This is a genomic window from Chromobacterium sp. W521 (assembly GCF_052805975.1).
The window spans coordinates 42,025-61,416 of sequence record NZ_JBRBAF010000013.1; the positions used below are offsets into that span (position 1 = coordinate 42,025).

8 protein-coding genes are annotated in these 19,392 nt (G+C 65.3%); 4 read left to right on the plus strand and 4 right to left on the minus strand.

Features of this window, described 5'->3' with window-relative positions; all coding sequences use genetic code 11:
• The first annotated feature begins 136 nt into the window (after nt 1–136).
• Nucleotides 137–1,396, plus strand: coding sequence for a DEAD/DEAH box helicase (locus ACUXV1_RS19330; RefSeq protein WP_446016241.1), 1,260 nt, complete (start codon nt 137–139; stop codon nt 1,394–1,396).
• Nucleotides 1,397–1,482: 86 nt separating this feature from the next.
• On the opposite strand, the gene ACUXV1_RS19335 is transcribed toward ACUXV1_RS19330, so the two are convergent.
• Entirely contained in the window at nt 1,483–2,262 is a 780-nt protein-coding gene (locus ACUXV1_RS19335; protein WP_019101698.1) for an HAD-IIA family hydrolase, read from the minus strand.
• 400 nt (nt 2,263–2,662) lie between these two features.
• On the opposite strand from ACUXV1_RS19335, the gene ACUXV1_RS19340 reads away from it, so the two are divergent.
• From ACUXV1_RS19340 to ACUXV1_RS19350, 3 genes are all read left to right on the plus strand, one after another.
• Nucleotides 2,663–3,403: an acetoacetate decarboxylase gene (locus tag ACUXV1_RS19340; protein ID WP_081555660.1), complete on the plus strand. Its 741-nt coding sequence runs from the start codon at nt 2,663–2,665 to the stop codon at nt 3,401–3,403.
• 329 nt (nt 3,404–3,732) lie between these two features.
• The gene (locus tag ACUXV1_RS19345) at nt 3,733–4,515 is read left to right on the plus strand and encodes a 3-hydroxybutyrate dehydrogenase (RefSeq protein ID WP_446016240.1); all 783 of its coding nucleotides are present in this window, start codon (nt 3,733–3,735) and stop codon (nt 4,513–4,515) included.
• A complete protein-coding gene (locus ACUXV1_RS19350) occupies nt 4,512–5,699 on the plus strand; it encodes a patatin-like phospholipase family protein (protein ID WP_446016239.1) in 1,188 nt (395 codons plus the stop codon). The genes ACUXV1_RS19345 and ACUXV1_RS19350 overlap by 4 nt, the downstream gene beginning before the upstream one ends.
• A 173-nt stretch (nt 5,700–5,872) precedes the next feature.
• Here ACUXV1_RS19350 and yfcF read toward each other — a convergent pair whose 3' ends face one another.
• The 3 genes from yfcF to ACUXV1_RS19365 all read right to left on the minus strand — a co-directional run bounded on the left by yfcF (nt 5,873) and on the right by ACUXV1_RS19365 (nt 19,387).
• Nucleotides 5,873–6,496, minus strand: coding sequence for a glutathione transferase (gene yfcF / locus ACUXV1_RS19355; RefSeq protein WP_446016237.1), 624 nt, complete (start codon nt 6,494–6,496; stop codon nt 5,873–5,875).
• Nucleotides 6,497–6,641: 145 nt separating this feature from the next.
• Nucleotides 6,642–7,526, minus strand: coding sequence for a cysteine synthase CysM (cysM, locus tag ACUXV1_RS19360; protein ID WP_114152197.1), 885 nt, complete (start codon nt 7,524–7,526; stop codon nt 6,642–6,644).
• Between the two features lie 167 nt (nt 7,527–7,693).
• Nucleotides 7,694–19,387 (minus strand): LysM peptidoglycan-binding domain-containing protein, encoded by an 11,694-nt coding sequence (locus tag ACUXV1_RS19365; RefSeq protein ID WP_446016236.1) that lies wholly within the window; start codon nt 19,385–19,387, stop codon nt 7,694–7,696.
• Between the last annotated feature and the right edge of the window lie 5 nt (nt 19,388–19,392).

Below are 19,392 nucleotides of genomic sequence, written 5' to 3' on the forward strand. Positions count from 1 at the left end.
GAGCCCAGATAGTACTCGCAAACGGAACTTCCCGCTGCGCCACGCGCGTTGCGGCGACGCCACGCCCCGTTTGACCCGGCCGCGGTCAGCGCCGATACTCCTGCCGCTTCAAGCACCATCGCCGTCAACGCCACCCATGCCATTCACCTCACTGGGCCTGTCGCCCGCCCTGGCCCAGGCCGCAAGCGATCAAGGCTATCCGGCCCCCACCGCCGTTCAGCTCGCCGCCGTCCCCGCCATTCTGCAAGGCCACGACGTGCTGGCCACCGCGCAAACCGGCTCCGGCAAAACCGCGGCTTACTGCCTGCCGCTGTTGCAGCAATGGCTGGCGGGCCGCCAGGCCTCGCCGCGCCAGGCGCAAACGCTGATCCTGCTCCCCACGCGAGAGCTGGCGGCGCAAGTGGGCGACGTCCTGCGCCAACTGTCGCAGGGCCTGCCGCGCCGGCCCAAGATCGCCGTGGTCTTCGGCGGCGTTTCCATCAACCCGCAAATGATGGCCCTGCGCGGCGGCGCCGACATCGTGGCGGCCACGCCCGGCCGGCTGCTGGACTTGCTGGCGCATAAGGCGCTGCGGCTTTCCTCCGTCGACACCCTGGTGCTGGACGAGGCCGATCGCCTGCTCGATCTCGGCTTTGCCGACGAGCTGGCCGGCGTGCTGGAGCAACTGCCGCCCTACCGGCAGAACCTGCTGTTTTCCGCCACCTTCCCGCCCGCCGTGCGCGCGCTGGCGGAACGACTGCTAAACCAGCCGCAGCGCATCGACATCGCGCCCGACGACACCGCCGCGCCGGACATCCGCCAGCGCGCCATCGAAGTGGACGCCGGCCGGCGCACCATGCTGCTGCGCCATCTGCTGCAAACCCATGGCTGGGAACGGGCGCTGGTCTTCGTGGCCAGCCGGCACAGCGCCGACCGGGTGGCCGGCAAACTGGAGGCCGCCGGCATCCGCGCCGCCGCGCTGCATGGGGACTGCAGCCAGGGACAACGCGGCCAAGTGCTGGCCGATCTCAAGTCCGGCCGTCTGCAAGTGCTGGTGGCCACCGACGTGGCCGCGCGCGGCATCGACATCGCCCGCCTGCCGGTGGTGATCAACTACGACCTGCCGCGCTCGCCGGTGGACTACACCCACCGCATCGGCCGCACCGGCCGCGCCGGCGCCAGCGGCGAAGCCGTCAGCTTCATCAGCGCCGACTGCGCCGCGCATTTCCAATTGATAGAAAAACGCCAGCGCTTGCGGCTGCCGCGCGAGCGGATCGCCGGCTTCGAGCCCGTTGCCGTCAACCCCGCCACGGTCTCGAATACGACGACCGACAACGGCGGCGTCAAGGGCAAACGCAAGAGCAAGAAAGACAAGCTGCGGGAAGCCGCCGCCCAAGCGCAGACAGAACCACGCTAAGCGCGCGCGGCGCCGAACCCAACGGAGAACTCAAACAACAGGGCCGTTCCAGCTGGAACGGCCCTGTTTTCGCCTGCGGCCTAACTTTACAAAGCTTGCGGATCAATCTCCGCCACGCTCTCGAACACATAGTCCGGCTGATAGGGGAACTGCTCCATGGACTCGCGAGACGACACCCCGGACAACACCAGCGCGGTGCCCATGCCGGCTTCAATGCCGCCGACGATATCGGTGTCCATGCGGTCGCCTATCATCACCGCCTCTTCGGGATGCACGCCCAGCTTGCGGGTGGCCAGCATCATCATCAGCGAATTGGGCTTGCCCACGATGTAAGGCTTCTTGCCGGTGGCGGCCTCGATGGCGGCCAGCAGCGTGCCGGCGGCCGGCTCGTAGCCGCCGCCCTCTATCGGGTCGATCATGTCCGGGTTGGTGCCGATGAATTTGGCGCCCTGGTCGATGAAGCGCACCGCCTTCTTGATCTGCTCGAAGCTGAAGGTCTGGGACTTCGCCACCACCACGTAATCCGGGCGGGATTCGGAAATGGAAAAACCAACGTTGTACAACTCGTTGATCAGACCCGCGCCTCCCACCACGTAGGCAGTGGGCATCGCTTTGCGCGTCTGGCTGCGCAGGAACATCGCCGTGGCCATCGCGCTGGTGATGAAGTTGTCCTCCGTCACCCCGTTGATGCCCAGGCTCTCCAGCTTCAGCCTCAGGTCCAGCGGTGTCTGTTCCGCGTTATTGGTCAGGAACAGAAAAGGCGTGCCGGCCTGCGTCAGGCGGTTGACGAAATCGCGCGCGCCCGGAATCAGTTGCTTGCCCCGATAGATCACTCCATCCATGTCGGAAATGATGCTTTTGCTCATACGGTATATCCAAAACACAGGTGCCGATTCCGCCGGCACGGAGGCGGGCCGCGGCTTCATTCGCCGCAACCGCGACAGCATAGCACGGCGGCTCTATCGAGCTTGTTGAAAGTCTAGCGAGCAAGGTCGGGCGTTGCGGCAGAAAAGGCCTCGCCCGCGAGGTCACAACCTCGCGGCGCGCGGCGGGCTTTGAACAGGTTCTTAGGTCGGCCTCCCGCGCCAATCCATCCTAACGGACAGGTGACATGGAACCAAGCTACCGCTATCGGGCTCTTTAGCTGTACCATCGACGCCAGATGCACGCCTGCCCGCCGCGCCGATTTTTCCCGGCGGGCTCCTATCGCAGCAGCGGCCGCTCCCCACGGGTGCGACCTTTTGCCACCCAGGGAGCGCAGCACGTATGAACATCGACGCCATCCGCGAGCAGGCCTTCGCCATGCCGCTAACCAACCCCGCCTTCCCCCGCGGCCCCTACCGCTTCACCAACCGCGAATTCTTCATCATCACCTACCGCACCGATCCGGCCAAACTGCGCGAGGTGGTGCCGGAGCCGCTGCAGCCGGCCTCGGACCTGGTGAATTTCGAATTCATCCGCATGCCGGACTCCACCGGCTTCGGCGACTACACCGAAAGCGGCCAGGTGATCCCCGTGCTGCTGGGCGGCGTGGCCGGCAACTACACCCATGCGATGTATCTGAACGACCACCCGCCCATCGCCGGCGGCCGCGAGCTGTGGGGCTTTCCCAAGAAGCTGGCCTGCCCGCGGCTGCAAGTGCGCACCGACACCCTGGTGGGCGAACTGGACTACGGCCCGGTTCGGGTGGCCACCGCCACCATGGGCTATAAGCACCAGACGCTGGACGCCAGCGCGCTGCAGCGCTCCATGGTCAACACCCCCAACTTCCTGCTGAAGATCATTCCGCACGTGGACGGCAGCGCCCGCATTTGCGAACTGGTGCGCTTCTACTTGAAAGACGTAACCGTTCACGGCGCCTGGAGCGGGCCTGCGGCGCTGGCGCTGTTCCCGCACGCGCTGGCGCCGGTGGCGGAACTGCCGGTGCTGGAGATCGTGGAAGCGCGCCATATCATCGCCGACCTGACCCTGGGCCTGGGTGAAGTGGAATTCGATTACCTCAACTAAGAACCTGTCCAATGTCTGCTGCGCATCGGCGATACGGCGTTAAAAACAAGCTCAAAATGCTCATGTACCACGTGTACATTCCGCTTTTTCGCTCGTTTTCGCCTTGTCTCGCTCTTGCTCGCGAGACTTTGAACAGGCTCTAAGAACCTATTTACGATCTGCTGCGCGGCGGCGATACGGCGTTGAAAATCCCTTAGAAAGGGTCATGTACCGCTTGACCATTTCGCTTTTTAGCCGTTTTCGCCTTGTCTCGCGAGATCGTAAACACGTTTAAGAGCCGCTTCGCGGCCCGTCCCCACGCGACAACTCACCACAACAAGGAGAGCAGCATGCAATTGAACGGCAAAGTGGCCTTGATCACCGGCGCGGCCAGCGGCATAGGCAAAGCCATTGCGGAAACCTACGCTCGGGCCGGCGCGGCGGTGGCTATCGCCGACATCAATCTGGCCGCCGCGCAGGCAACGGCGGAGGAGATCAAAGCCGCCGGCGGCAAGGCGGTGGGCGTGTCGATGGATGTGACCAACGAGGAATCCGTCAACGCCGGCACCCAAGCGGCGGTGGACGCGCTGGGCGGGCTGGACATCCTGATTTCCAACGCCGGCATCCAGATCGTCAACCCGCTGGTGGACTACAAGTTTTCCGACTGGAAGAAAATGCAGGCCATCCACGTGGACGGCGCTTTTCTCACCACCAAGGCCGCGCTGCCGCATATGTACAAAGACAAGCGCGGCGGCACGGTGATCTATATGGGGTCGGTCCACTCTCACGAGGCGTCCAAACTCAAATCCGCCTACGTCACCGCCAAGCATGCCTTGCTGGGCTTGTGCCGGGTGCTGGCCAAGGAAGGCGCGGAATACAATGTGCGCGCCCACGTGATCTGCCCCGGCTTCGTGCGCACGCCGTTGGTGGAGAAACAGATTCCGGAGCAGGCCAAAGAACTGGGCATCAGCGAGGAGGAAGTGGTCAAGCGCGTAATGCTGGGCAATACCGTGGACGGCGTATTCACCACGGTGGACGACGTGGCCCAAACCGCGCTGTTTCTGGCCGCCTTCCCCAGCGCGGCGCTGACCGGTCAATCCGTCATCGTCAGCCACGGCTGGTATATGCAATGACGCCGCCGCACAATCCGGCCTGCCCTCAGGCCGGCGGCCTGTACCAAAGCCGCAGCCTGCCGCCCGGGCATCGCTACCAGGTGCTGGCGCTGGTGCTTCAGGGCGGCGGCGCGCTGGGCTCCTACCAGCCCGGCGTCTATCAAGGCCTGGCCGAAGCCGACCTGCATCCTAACTGGGTGGCCGGCATCTCCATAGGCGCGCTCAACGCCGCCATCATCGCCGGCAATCCGCCGGAACGGCGGGTGGAGCAACTGCGCGCCTTCTGGGACACCATCTGCCGGCCGCCGTTTCTGCCGCCCAGCCCGTTCAGCCAACTGGACACCCACCACTGGCCGGCGAGCCTCAACGGGCTGATGGCAAGCTGGGAAGCCTGGCGCGCGCTGACCGAGGGTCAGAACGGTTTCTTCCTGCCGCGCTCTCCCTGGCCGGCCGGCGCGCCCTCTCCCGCCAACTGCAGTTTCTACGACACCGCGCCGCTGAAAAGCACGCTGGAGCGCTTCGCTGATTTCGACCGCATCAACGACAGCGATCAGATGCGGGTATCGGTGGGCGCGGTCAATCTACGCAGCGGCAACTTCGTCTATTTCGACAACACCCGTCAACGTCTGCACCCCGAGCATTTCATGGCCTCCGGCGCGCTGCCTCCCGGTTTCCCGGCGGTGGAGATAGACGGCGAGTACTACTGGGACGGCGGCCTGGTGTCCAATACGCCACTGAAGCAGATACTGAGCACCGAACCCCGCAAGAACTCCTTGGTGTTCCAGGTGGACCTGTGGAGCGCCAAGGGAAAGCCGCCCACGGACATGAAGGCGATCGCCATGCGGCAGAAGGACATCCAGTACTCCAGCCGCACCCGCCAAATCACCGATACGATGAAGCGGGAGCAGAACTACCGCGGCTTGCTGCGGCAGTTGATGGAGCTGGTGCCGGAAGCGCAGCGCGAGCACCCGGCTTACCGTCGCGCCCATGAGCTGGCCTGCGGCCGGCTGCTGAAGGTGATCCACCTGATCTACCAGGACAAGGAGTACGAGGACCACCACAAGGATTATCAGTTCGGCGCCCAGACCATGCGCGCGCACTGGGCCAGCGGCTACCAGGACATCTGCCGCACGCTGAGCCACCCGGATTGGCTGGAGATGCCGTCGCCGGACCGGCCCTTCGTCACCCACGACGTGCATCGCTGAGAACGTGTTTACGATCTCGCGAACAAGGGCGAGGCAAGGCGAAAGCGGCTGAGAAAGCGGAATGTACGCGTGGTACATGAGCATTTCGAAGCGGGTTTCAACGCCTTACCGCCGACGCGCAGCAGATCGTCAACAGGTGCTGAGACGGCGGGAGCCGGCGCGCGCCCGGCCTTTCAAACCAATGCCGCCCGCCGTCCCAACTCCAGCCAGTCCAGCACCGCAGGCCGTTGCCACTGACGTTCGACATAGGCGGCCAAGCGCGGCGGCAAGATGTCGTCGTATTGCAGCCGCTTCAACATCAACGCCAGATCGGTGTCGGCCAGACACCAGGCGCCGAACAAATCGCCGTCGCCGGCCGGCAGCAATTGCTCCGCCGCCGCGATCAGCTTGTTGGCCGCCTGGCGCGCTTCCGGCGCCAGGGTGCCGGCCGCCGGCCGCAGAAACACGACCTCGGTGTTGCGGTCCTCCCGCAAGGCCATCAGGTCGCTGCGCAGCCAGGCTTGCAATTGGCGCGCGCGGGCGCGTTGACGCAGTTCCCGCGGATAAAGCCGGGGACGCTCGGGGTAAGTGTCTTCAAGATACTCCGCGATGGCAGAGGATTCGCTGAGTTGAAACTCGCCGTCCTCCAGCATGGGCACGCGGGCGGTCAGCGATTGACGTTGATAGGCCGGGGCCAGATTGGCTTGCGCGGCAAGGCTCAAGGTCGCTAGTTCGAAGGTCAGCCTTTTTTCTTTCAAGGCGACGAAGGCGGACAAGGCGTAGGGGCTGAGGAAACGGGAATCGACATGCAGCAGCATAAGGGCCTCCGGGACGGGAACATAGGATCTCAGATGCTAAAGACATGCGGCGCCCGGCGCCAGCGCCAAAACGCGAACACTGCGTTTTCCGGCGCGCCGTCCGTCCTGGCCGCCTACCGACGCCCAGCGGACTTTGAACGGACTCTCAGCCGAACAGGCCGGTGGACAGGTAGCGATCGCCGCGGTCGCAGATGATGGAGACAATGACCGCGTTTTCCAGCTGGCTCGACAAGCGCAAGGCCACCGCCAGCGCGCCGCCGGACGAAGGCCCGGCCAGAATACCCTCCTCGCGCGCCAGCAGCCGCGCCATATCCTCCGCCTCCTGCTGGCTGACATGCTGCAAATCGTCCAGCTGCGAGAAATCGCAGATCTTGGGCACGTAGGGGTCTTCCCATTTACGGATGCCGGCAATCTGACTGCCTGGCTCCGGATGCACGCCCACAATCTGGATGGCCGGGTTTTGCCGCTTCAGATAGCGGCCGGTGCCCATGATGGTGCCGGTGGTGCCCATGCTGGACACGAAGTGAGTGATGCCGCCCCGGGTGTCCTGCCAGATTTCCGGCCCGGTGCTTTCATAATGGGCCAGCGGATTGTCCGGGTTGGAGAACTGGTCCAGGATGCGGCCCTGGCCGGCGGCTTCCATCTTGCGCGCCAGGTCGATGGAACCCGGCATCGACGCCTCCTTGGGCGTCAGGACCACTTCCGCGCCGTAGGCGCGCATCGCCTGCACCCGCTCGGCGCTGGAATTCTCCGGCATGATGAGGATCATCTTGTACCCCATCATCGCCGCCGCCATCGCCAGCGCAATGCCGGTATTGCCGCTGGTGGGTTCGATCAGAGTATCGCCCGGCTTGATCTCGCCGCGTTCTTCGGCGCGACGAATCATGGACAGGGCCGGCCGGTCCTTGACCGAGCCCGCCGGGTTGTTGCCTTCCAGCTTGACCAGCACGGTGTTGCTGGTGACGCCGGGCAGGCGCTTGAGTCTGACCAGCGGGGTGTGGCCGACGAAATCTTCCAGATGCTTGTACACGACGCGTTCTCCAACGGGGAACGGTCATTATACCGATTGGCTATCAGCAAAGACGGAATCCTTATGTCTAAGCAAATAACCGTTACGCTCCCTCGCAGCGGCGAGGGAGCGGGTCTTGCGCCAGAGGGAGGCCGCCCTCCGGCGCGCGGCGGAGCCTGGGCGGTTGATCAAACCATGGGCGGCTCGATTCTGGTGAGTTCCAGGAACACATTGCGCAAGCGCAACAAGGGCTGAGCTTGTTCAGTCAAATTGGAGCTGACGGTCAGGTCGAACCACAAGCTGCCTCCTTTTTGCTCCGGTTCATGCGCGGCGAACCAGTCCACGCAGCCCCGGGCTTGCTGGACAACGACGTCGGCCAGCGGCAGACCGCCGCCGCCCTCTTGCAAGGCCACCTCGGTAGGCGGCATCAGGTAGACCGGCAAGCGCACCTTGCTCAACGCATCGTTCAGCCGGTACTCGTAATACACCGTCAGGCTGAGGATGGCGCTGTCGCTGCCTGCATGGCCGAACAAAGCCTGATAGAACAAGCTAAGCTGGCACTCCAGCGACCGGCTCACCGGCTGGTCCGCGCCCTGGGCGTAGATGACAGCCATGTTCACCGGCTGATCCGAATCCACGGTGGGACGCAGCGGCGCGGACAGGGACACCGTCGGCGTCTGATAGACGAACGGCTCCGCCGTCGGCTTGCCCGGCACCAACTCCTCGTTGCGCCGCAGGAAGACCTGAGCGTTGGCGTCCTGCCGCTCCAGGATATCCAGGTCCGGCAATACCACCATGCGCGCGGCGATGCCCTTGCCTTCGGACGCGGCCAGATAGGCGCCGGTGCTCCGATCAAGATAAGTGAAGGAACGGCTCAGGCCTTCTCCCTCCTCCGGCTCGCACTCGTATCGCTCCGGCTCCACCTGCACGAAAGGTTGGCCGGCGCGCTCGGGCAGCGGCTGCGCCAGCGTCAGCGTCACTCGCAACGCGCTCACCTTGCCTCCATCCGGGTTGACGCGCTCCACCGCGTCCTCCTCAATGACGAAGCGTATCGGTTCCGCCTGCGCCAGCAGCCGGCTGTTCGCTTGCAACAAGCCCCCGCCGCCGGCGCTGTCCGCCAGCCACTGCACCATCTCGCCGGCGGACAGCAGCGCCGCCTCGGCGTTCTGGATCTGAGCCGGGTCCTTGCTGTTGATGTCCAGCGGCAGCAAGAAGCGGTTCAGATCCTCCACCACCTTGGGAAAGACCTGGGTCATTTCCGCCAGGTTGTCGAACAGGTCCCGGCTGAGCGCCATCGCCCTCAAACCGGATTGTCCGCCCAGATTGAAATCAATCAGGCCGTTGATCGCGTCTTGCTCGAAATGGCGTTGCAGCGCATAGCGCAGCCGATAATTCCAACGACTCAGCGCGGCCAGCGGATTGTAGTCGCCGGGCCGGCTGCAAGCCGGGTCCCCGGCGGCCGTAAGCCGCGCCGCCATGACTTCATCCGCAGGCAGACGGCACGGGCAAGCGATGTCGGCGTTGGCCGCCGCCTCCTGCAGGGTCAGGGTCGGCGTTTCCGGGAAGGCGCGTAGCACGATGGGGGTGCTGAAAGCGCCCAACGTCTGGCGCAGCGGCCAGCTCTCGCCGGCGGTGTCCGCCACGAAACTGAGCCAGGACGACGGCTGGTAGCCGCGGATGCCGGCCAGCGCGCCGATCTGGTGTTCAATGTTCTGTCCTTCGAACACCAGGTCCAGGTCCACTTTCTTGGCCTCCAGGCCCGCGCTGGAGAGCAGGAAGCTCAGCAGGCGAGTATTGCCGCCGCCGTCGCCGGCCAGCTTCAATCCCAGCTTGGGCGCGGTCAGAGACAGGTTGCCGCGGCCCATGATGCCGCTGCCGCCCGGCTGGCTCACAATATTGCCGTATAGCCGCGGCGTCAGTTCCGCGCCCGAGGGCTGGATCGCGGCATTGACCTCGGCCTGGAACTGCAGACCGGCGCGCACCGCGTAGAACTCGCTCAGCGTGCCCAGCATCCTCTGGAAGAAGGCTTCGCGGATCGCGTCCAGTTCCCTCTGGTCCGCGCTCTCGTCGCGGAACACCGGAATCATCGCGCTCTTCAAGGCTTGGGCCAGCGCTTCTTTCGCGTCCAGCAGTCCCTGCATCGCGTTGTTGCCGGTCAGGCTGCGCAAGATCTGCGCCGGCGCGACATAGGCCGGCGACAGCAATTGGTCAATGCGAGCCAACGAGGATTGCAGCCATTGATCCAGATCCACGTCGGTGAAAGCGCGCGGCTCGGCCGGGTCCTGCAGGCTGATCACCTTGCCCGTGCGGTAGGGAATGATGGCCGCGTCCAGCTTGGACGCCAATTGATTGGATACCGGCCTGGGCGCGAACTGCTTGGGTTGGCCCGGATTGAGCAGACGGTAGGAGATGCCCTGCGCGGCGTCCCGTCCCAACTGCACCGCCCACAAGGTCATGCCGGAGCCGCCGGTGAAGGCGTTGCGATCGCTGCCGGTGGCCACTTGGTAACGCGGCCCCTGCGGAGTGGACAGCGCTTGCTCGAAGCGGGCAGCAAACTGCTTGAGATCGCGCTGGGCGCTCGCCGCGGCCTGGTCGCCTTGCAGCGGGCCGGTGGACGGCGACAACAGCGTGCCCGCCTCGGCCACGCCGGACACCGCCGCCAGCGCGCCGCTGACCAACTGCGGTTTGCGGCTCAAGGTCAGGCTGGCGTCCAAGCGGAAGATCTGGTCGTCGTTGACCTGGCCAGCCTGCAGCGGGGCGCTCAACTCCAACAGCGGCTGGAAGCCGGCGGCTCGCTCTTGATGGCTGCCGCTGCTGTTGGGCAGCAAGCTGTTGAGCCAGGCGTAGATGTCCACCGCCCAATTGACCAGCGCAGCCTGCTGCGAGGGCTCCAACAGCGCGGCCTCCGGGCAGACGCTGCTGCTCAGCTCGATGCCGAGGCCGTTGGGGTCTTGCAACTGATACAAGACCTTGGCGTAGATGGCGATGGCCTGTTCGATGCGCTGCCGACCGCCGGCGTCCAGCGCCTTGGCCGCGTCCAAATAAGGCTGCTGGTCAAAGGCCAGCGACACCTTGAGCCCCGCCTTGCCGTCTTGCAAGGTGGCGAACAGGTAGTCGTTGGCCACAGACGGCCATTGACCGATGCCCAACACGCTGTCGGTATAGCCGGTCAGCTGCGGCGGGAAGTTGTATACGCGCGCCTCGGCCGGCGGCGCGTCCAGGTCGCTGAGGATGCGGTTGCCGAACAAATCCAGCCAGGCCAGTTCAATTTGCAACAAACCGCCCACGCCCAGGTATGGGCTGCCGCTCACCGCAGGCGAGGCCTGGCGCTGCACCGGCGGATGCCGGTACAAACCGGGATACGGCACGGTGCGTACATAACGCCACGGTTCGTCCTCGTTCGCGGCGCGCGGCGCGCGCACTTTGTCGGCAGGGCCGTTGCCGTCGATATTGCCCGGACCGGTGGCCACGCCGAAATTGCTCTCTTTGAAATCGTCGGTCAGGCTGTTGCGGTAGCCGAGCAAATTGAACAGATTGGCCAGATAGATCCAGCCCCAATCGGCGCCGTCGGCCCTGTCCGGCACGGGCGGGGCGGCCTTGCGCTCCAGTTCGATGCCGGCCACGCCGGCCTGAGTCGTGGCCGACACATCGAACGGCCCCAACTCGACCTCCAGCGCGGTTTGGGCCGGGAACAGGCCGGGCGTGCGCGCATTGGCTGCGGCCAGGCCGGCCAAGGGCGCCTGGAAATAGGCCGAGACATCGTCCAGCGTGGAGAACACAGCGCCGTTGGCGTAGCGCCGGCCCACGGCCACATCGACCTCGGGCAGACGCAAAGCGGTATAGCTGACCAACGGGCCGCTCCAGCTGGCGCGATACGGGTTGGCCTGCTTGATCGCGTCTTCGGTGGTGAAGAAATGCTCGGCGATGCGCGCCAGGTCCCCGCCAGGGGCCGCGCCAGTCGGCGCGACTTGATAAACGCCGCCATGCACTCGCAACACGGCGCCGTCGCGCAACGGCCGCCCGGCGTTAAGCCGGGCCAGACTATCGACCCGGCTGTAATAGCCGGCGGCGACGCCGTCCAGCGTGGCCGCGTCAGCCAACGGCGCGGTCTGTTCCCGCCGCAGCACCGCGGTCGCCACCAGCGCCGCGGCGCTGGCGTCGAAGGACTCATTGGTGGCCAGCACGTTCATCCAGTTGCCCACCGCCTGCCCTTCGCCCTCGTCCGCGGCGAACAGCGCCAGCACCGCCAGTTCGGCTTCGCCGCTGTCGTTGAACACATGGTCCGGCAAACCGGACAGCGTGCCGCCGGCTTGCAAGCCCTGGCTGTAGCTGAGGAAAAAGCCCCCCTGGCGGGTGATGCTGGCTTCCCACAACAGCCGCAGAAAATCGTCCGGCGCGCCGATCAGATTGGGAAAGGCGTTCTCGGTGAGCGCCAGCGCGCGCAAGCCGTTCTGCGCCGGAGGACGGGTCTCGGTGGACAGATTGACCTTGGCGATGCCGGCCAGGCTGGCGGCCGGGTTTTCCATCTGCCAACCGGCCACCTCGCTGCCGGTGGCAGCCGGCCGGTACAGCACCAGCAGTTGGCTCAAGCCCGCGCCCGGCCCCTGCAATTGGCTGAGCACGCGCTCCAGCAACACGATTTCCTTGTCCGGCGCGCCGATGATTTCATACAGCCGATGGCTGCTGGGATTGTTCGCCAGCGGCTGAGTGCGACGCACGCCGAAGGGGATCAGCATGCCAAAGCCGTAATTGAGCAAGGGCTGCTCGCTGACGCTGCCGGTGGCGGCGTCGGTGCGAGCCAGCTGCGGCGCGAAACGCGGCAACACGCCTTGCTCCAGCGGGGTGTTGATCAGCGAGTCCGGCAGGCTCCACAAACGCGGTTCGGCCACCTCCGGCGCGCGGGCCTGGCGCGGCAGCGCCACCGGCGCCGCGCACTGCCAGGGCTGGGAGCTGGACAGCGGGAAGCGCGAGGCCTGGGCCTCGGCGTCCAGCAAGGGCCGGATCGCCCGCGTATCCGTGCGCAAAGGCTGCCCGGTGGCTGTGGCGCGCACTTTCACATAGCGCAGGTAATCGTCCTGGCTCACTTCGAAACTGGCGCTGGCGCTGCCCGGCGCGCCCAGGCTGAGCCAGGTTTCGGCAGCGCCGCGGCTCAGCGTGAAGCTGAACTTCGCCCCCTGCGCCGGGTCTTGCAGCGCAGGCAGCGGGAAGGCCTGCCCAGTCAACGCGAACAGACCCAGCTGCGCCGGGTAGTCGTAGCCGCCCTGGCCGTTGGGCTTGACGAACAAGCCGGGCGATTTCGCCGTCAGGCCGGCGGTGGGCAGCCGCAAACCGTTGAGGTAGTAACGCGAAGCCATCGCGCCCAGGTTCTGGAACGCCAGCGTGCGCAGCGCTTCGTCGATCAACTCGCCCACCTGGAACTGCGCCAGTTCCGGGATGTTCAGATTGGGATCGCTGTCATGATCGAACAAACCGGCGGCCGCGCCGTTGGCGCCGGCCAGCAGATCAAGGCTCACGCCCAAGCGCGCGGAAATGCCGGCCAGAGTGTCTCCAGCGGCCACCGGCTGCGAGAAGGCCGGCAACGCCAGTATCGCCAGCGACGACAACAGGTCCGCGCGCCGCAGCACGTCGCTGCCTTGCAATAGCGCGTCCAGCGATACGCCCAGCCCGGCGGCAATGCCGGTCAGCGAATCGCCGTCCTGGGTCAGGTAGACCTTGTCGCCCAACACGATGCGTTGATTGGCGGCCAGGATGCGCGCCTCGTCGGCGTTGGCCCGCGCCAGTTGCTCGCCGTTGAAGCCGCCGCCAAACAAGGACTGCGCGGCTACTTGTTCGAAACTGAGGCCTCCCGGGGTTTGCCAGCGCATGCCCTCCACCGTCAACGGCCGGGCTCCCGCCGCCAGCGGATGCTCCTGGTTGGCGACGAACAGTTGTCCGGCGCTGAAAGCGTCGTCGCCGGACAGTTGGCCGGTGGCGTTGACCCAGTCGACGATCTCCGCCACCGTCTGCGCCGGCTGAATCACCAGCTTGAAGTTGCCCAGGCCATCGCGCAGCGCCTGCAAGGCCTGGCGCGCCAGCAGGCAGAAGTAGTCGCCAAAGATGTAGCTGGCGATGGAGGCGCCGGTGCCGGACTGCATCCGGACGGCACCGGCCGTCGGCGCGCCGCCGCCCTCCACTTGTACCTGCAGTTGCTGGAAATACTGGCGCAGCAACAGCAGATAGTCGGTCTGGCTGCTGTTGTATTGGCCGAACACATAATCGTAGCCGGGCGCGCCGGCATAACTCGGCACGTTCAGGCGCACGCCGGGAGGCGCCGGGAAGAACACGCCGTGGGCGTTGGCCGCCGCCGTGGCGGCGAAGCAGATCGTCGCCTGCCGCGCCAGGAAGGCCTCCACCTGATCGGCCGGAATCGGCAGCGGTTGATCCGGATTGGAAAAGTACTGCAGCGCCTGGTTCAGGAAATCGGCGCTGACCACTTGCTGGTTGAGCTGGTCCGGGCTCATCGCGCCGCTCATGCCGGCGGCCAATACCCATTGCAGCACCCGCACGGCCAGGTCTTCAAAACCGTCCTCGCCGCCATTGGCGGCCAACCGGGCGTTCAGCGCCGGGCGCCGGCGCGCACGCGCCAGCGCGGCATGCGCCAGCCGGCCTTGCTCGGAGCCGCCGTTGCGGGCGGCCGCCAAGGCGCCGCCGGCCTTGACCGGCTCCGGCGTGGCGAGGAAGAAAGCCGCCACATAGCATGGCAATTGCTCGGCCGCGGTCTTGGCCTGATCGCCTGCCACGGTCAGCACCGGCACGGTCCAACCCGTCAGTTGCAAGAGCTGCCCCGCTTGCAGATTGCCCCAGGCCGGCTGATAGCCGGCGGCGTTGGCGGCCAGCCGCGGGCCGGCTCCGCCGCTCTGCCCCAGCGCGCGGCGCAGCCGGCGCGCTTCCAGTTCAGCCGCCGCATGACGCGCGGGCAAGCCGCCGGCCAAGGCCAGCGTCCGCATGCCGTTGCCAGGCAAGGTGCGGCCCCAGGGCGGATTGTTGCCGGCCGGGTTTTTCAGCACAAAAGTGGCTTGCACCGAGGCCGAGAACGACAGGCCTATGGTGATGGTGAACAGACCCAGATTGATCTTGACGTCTACGCTGACCTCCACCGAGGCATTGGCGCTGATGGGGATGTCCTGATAGGCGATGTAGCTGAGCCGCACGTAGATCTTGATGGCGATATTGACGTCGGCGCGGATGATGGCGAAGTCTATGCTGCCGTACAGGCGGCCCTGCACCCCGGCGGTGCCGATCAGCGAGAAATAATAGCCGTCCTGCAATTGGTCGCGGCCCTGGCTGGGCGTGGCCTCGCGGTAAGGCAGCCAGCGCGCCAGCACGCCTTCGATCACGCCGAACACCGTCAGGCTGAACCCGGCGCGCAAAATCCCCAGCTCTATGGATTTGCCCAGACCAAGTTGAGCGCCGAAGCCGAACACCAGCACCGGATTGAACCACCCCCGTTCCGATACCGGCACCAGATTGGTGGTGGCGCTGCTGAGCTTGCCGAAATAAAAACCGGCCGAACCCAGCACCGGGATGCCCGGCGCCACGATCAGCTCTATGGTGAAGGAACGGGCGAAGTCCTGCCGCCACGGGAAACCGATGTCCACCTGGAAATCGCCGTTGGTGTACAGATTGATGCCGAACTCCGGCAAGGTGATCGTGGCCACCCCGATCTGGAATTTGCGCATCAGATTGGGCAAGGCGATATTGGCGGAATAGCAACCCACGGTTTCCGATACCTGGCGATAAAGTATCTGGAAATCCAGGCCGGCGAAAATCTTGGCCATCGGCCCGGCCAGCGCCACGCGCAACGCGTACAGCGTGGGGTCGTTGAACACCATGGACAGGTGCAGCAGGTATTCGTCGGCCTCCTCGTCGGCCGCGGCCGCCTCGCGGGCGGTGATCAACTGCTGGCTGCCCTTGGCCGCCGGCGCTTCCTTGTCTTTCTGGGTTTTCAACACGCCGAAGTCGAAGGCGATGAACCAGGAGTTGTCGGGAGCGAACACCGGCTGCCCTTTGCCGCCCACCGGCACCTCCGGCGGGTTAGGCACTTCCAGGCTGCGCAGCTTGGCGATCACGCCCTGCACCGAGGTCTCCTCCACCAGGCCCGGCACGGTGACGTGCTGCCCCAGCGCCAGCAGGCGCAGGTCCAGATATTTGTTGCCGCCGCCCGGAGGCGCCGGCGTGGTTTCCGGCTTGGAGGGGTCCCAGCTGAGCGCGTCGCCGGACTGCCAGACGAAACTGCCCTGCACGGTGATTTCCACCTTGGCGTCCTTGACCTGCGGATCGTATTTCAACGCCACGCCCTTGAGCGTGAAGAAGCCGAAATCCACCGGACCGATGCCGATATTGAAGCCCACCTGTTTCTTGCTGAAGTTGTACACCAGCTCAAGGCCGCTCAGGCTGAAGGAGTTGAGCACGTTCCAGGGCGCGGCCAGGCCGAACTCGGCGCCGGTGGCCCAAGACACGAAGGTCTCCACCATTTCGCCGATGGACTTGTTGTCCAGTTTGAAGGTGGCGACGGTGTCGCCCTGTTTGTCGGTCGTCACGGTGGCGAGCAGGGTCAGCCAGCGCAAGCTCAATTCCTGTTTGCCGGGAGCGAAGTTATAACTGACCCCCAGCTTGATGTTCCACAGGGTCAGGTCGGCGCCGATCTCGCCATAGGTGCCCGGCACCTGCGGCGGATCGTCGCCCTCGGTGTTCAGCGGAGCCAGCCCCAGCCGCTCGGCGGCCTTCTTGCCCAGATAGCCCAGTTTCAGCCGGCCGGTGACGCTGACGTCGGGCAAGGCGGAAATCGGCACCCAGGCGCTTGCGGTGGCGGCGCTGAATTCAAAGGAAGTGGCTTTCTGCTTGCCCCAGTCCAGTTGCAGCGTCAGCTTGCTCACGTCCGGGAACGACAAAACGGTGCGCCAATCCCGGCCCAGATATTGTTCCAGCAATTCATTAATGCTGAAAACGGTGTCGTCCTGCTGCTGGATGGAAAATGCCCAATCTCCGCCGCCGGCGTAGCTCGCGCCTATGCCCACCACCAAGGGATGGGCCATGTCCGGCAGCAAGGTGGTGTTGGCGGTGATATTGCCCTGGTTTTCCAGCTTGGCGCGGCTGACCGAGAAGCCGACGTTGTCCAGCTTGAACAGCGGCTTGCCGAAAAACTCGAAAGTCCAGGCCGGCTGGAACACAAGGTTCAGCGACACTTGCAGATTGTCGGCGGCCTGGGCGTAGTTGAACACGAAGCTGTCTATCACCGGCAACGACGGCAAGGTCAGGTCAACGCCGGGCAGGAACAGCGACAGCAGGTCCTCCATGCGGATCACGCCGGACTCCAGCGTGCCGCGGAACTGCCAATCCGGATATTGCACGCCCACCGCCACCACGCCGGCCTGCTCGCCGCTGCCAATGATGAAATTGCCGTTGGCGCTGGCCCGTACCTGACGCGTTTTGACCGGGTCGATCAGCGCCACTTGGGCCTCCACGTTGCTCAAGGCCACTTTGCCGACCAGCGGCACCGGCTTGGCGCTGTTGGAGCGGATGATGAAGCCGAGCGCGGAGGCGTCCTCTTCTTTGCTGAGGTAGTACAGGTCCAGCTGGCTGAGGCCGAGGTCCGCCAGCACGTTCAGCGGCGGCGGCAGCACCGCCACCAGGTTGACCGCCGCCGCCATCTGGAAGGCGCGGTCAATGCCGGGATAGGGCGCGTCGAACTTGACGGTGAGCAAGGCCTGCTCGCCGGCCGACGGCGCCAGCAATTGCAGCTCCGCGCCCAGCGGCTGATAGCGGCCGCCCAACGCGGCGGTGACGGGTATTTGGCCATCGGAGCTGGACAGGCGCAGGAAGGGGCCGCTCATCTGTATCCAGGGAACGCCGGGCAGCGACCAAGTGCCCTCGGCGGATAGCTCCAGGTTCATCCGCAACTGCTGTTCCGGCGCATCGAAGATCACCGCGATGCGGTTGCTGATTTGCAGACTGGCGAAGATGCCGGTCATGCCCTCCAAGCGGATGGAGGCGATGTCGTCTTCCTCGCCCTCGTGCTTGAACTGGGACACCTCCAGCCACAGGCTGGCGCTGAAGCCCTGCAACAGGGCCAGCACCGCCTCGTTGATATTGCCGCCAGCCAGGATGCCCGGCACCAAGTCCAGCCGCTTGGGCGGCTGGATCTCGCCGTCCTCGCCCAGCTTTTCCTTAAGCTCCAGATAAAGCGCGTTCAGCGGATTCTCGGCCGGTTCGTCGCCGCCCTCCTCGCCATCGGCGCGACGCGCCCGCCGCGCGGCCGCGGCTTGCAAGGCGTGCTCGGCCTGGAAAACGTTCATCAGATAGGCGACGGCGACATTGAGCTTGTCTGCGCTGGACGTGGCGTAGAACGCCTTCAGCTCGCGGAAATAACGCGGAATCGGATCGTCCGTCGCGGTCTGGGCGCACAGACTTTGGATAAAGGCGCCGAGTTGCCGGCAGGGGTTGCCGCTCTGGTTGCCGGTGGGCCAGCTGTCCAGCGAGAAATTGAGCTGGTTGGCGGCGGCCGCCAGCTCATTGATCGGCGGCGAGGCGCTGAACAGGCCTCGGTTGACGCTGGGGTACAAGGCCGGCTGCACGCCCAGGCCCTTGCGCGGCAAGGCCAGGAACGGACGCCCCATATTGATCGCCGCCATCATGCTGTTGGCGCCCTCGAACAAGGACAGGGTATTGGTCTTGAACAGGGCGTAGTAGAACAAGGGCTGCGGCACCGGCCCCAACTGGATGAACAGAACCTGGTTGGGTTTGCCGACAATCGCGTTGACCGCGGCCTCCACCGCCGCCGTCGAAGTGGGATAGTTGAGCCAGCTGAAACGTTGCACCGCGTTCAGCGAAGCCATATAGCGGCGGCGCGCCTCATGCACCTGCCGCGCAGCCTGCCGCCGGCTGGCGTTTTTCGGGTCCGTGCCGGTCAGCACCACCACCTCGTCGCGGGTCATGTCCCCGCGCAGCAAGCCCGCCACCGCCTGCAACGGCGCCTCGCTCTCCATACTGCCGAAGCGATTGAGGTTCAACACCACCACCGGCGCGGCCAGCCTGTGGTCGCCGTTGTCCTGGTAATCAAGCAGGCCCCCGCACAGAACCGCCGCAGCGGCTTCCGGGCTGCTGTTCACCACGTTTTGAGCGCTGGGCATGATGGCGTAGGACACCACCAGCCGCACTTGCTTGAGCAAGGCGTCGCCGGTCAGATAACGCAGGATCGCCGCGCGCGGATTATCCGCGTAATCCGCCCAGTCCGGCGCCGCATAGCTGGATTCCGGCACATAGGACACCCGGCGGCGGAAACTGGGATTGTTCAGCTCCGGCACTTGCAGCAAATCAATGGCCGGCCGCCTGGCGCCGACGAAATCTATTTTTTCCGCGTAATTGTAGTTATAGGGCTGCAACTGCAGAAAATACTCGACGTTCAGCCCGGTGGCGTAGTTGCCTGCGCTGTCGTCCACCGCTCCGGTGAAACCGAACAGCGCCTTGTCCGCCGGCGGCGCTTGCGGATAAGCCTTCAGCTCCACCGTGGCCTGGTTCAGCTTGCCGCTGGGCTGATGCTCCAGTTCCGGCAGCAACTCGTACAGCTTGGCCAGCGTGTCCTCGCCGCCCTGGTAATAGACTTCGGCCTTGCCGGCGTAGGCGTAAGTCAGCCCCGCCGCGGTCAAGGGATCGGTCAAGCGTCGCAACAGATTGACCGTGGCGGACTGGTTGCCGAAGCTGCCCCCGGTGCCCACCAATAGACGGATCGCGGCCTGCTGTTCCAGCAGGCTCCGGAACGCGGCGATCTGTTCCTTGTTGATCCGGGCGGAAGTATTGCGGCTGGCCGAGTTGGCGTTGTCGAACAGGGAGAAAGGCCACGTCATGATCG

Bases quoted from the DNA above. Each gene is read 5' to 3' on its own strand.
- ACUXV1_RS19330 (WP_446016241.1), top strand. From the start codon at position 137: ATGCCATTCACCTCACTGGGCCTGTCGCCCGCCCTGGCCCAGGCCGCA.
- ACUXV1_RS19335 (WP_019101698.1), bottom strand. From the start codon at position 2,262: ATGAGCAAAAGCATCATTTCCGACATGGATGGAGTGATCTATCGGGGC.
- ACUXV1_RS19340 (WP_081555660.1), top strand. From the start codon at position 2,663: ATGAACATCGACGCCATCCGCGAGCAGGCCTTCGCCATGCCGCTAACC.
- ACUXV1_RS19345 (WP_446016240.1), top strand. From the start codon at position 3,733: ATGCAATTGAACGGCAAAGTGGCCTTGATCACCGGCGCGGCCAGCGGC.
- ACUXV1_RS19350 (WP_446016239.1), top strand. From the start codon at position 4,512: ATGACGCCGCCGCACAATCCGGCCTGCCCTCAGGCCGGCGGCCTGTAC.
- yfcF (WP_446016237.1), bottom strand. From the start codon at position 6,496: ATGCTGCTGCATGTCGATTCCCGTTTCCTCAGCCCCTACGCCTTGTCC.
- ACUXV1_RS19365 (WP_446016236.1), bottom strand. From the start codon at position 19,387: ATGACGTGGCCTTTCTCCCTGTTCGACAACGCCAACTCGGCCAGCCGC.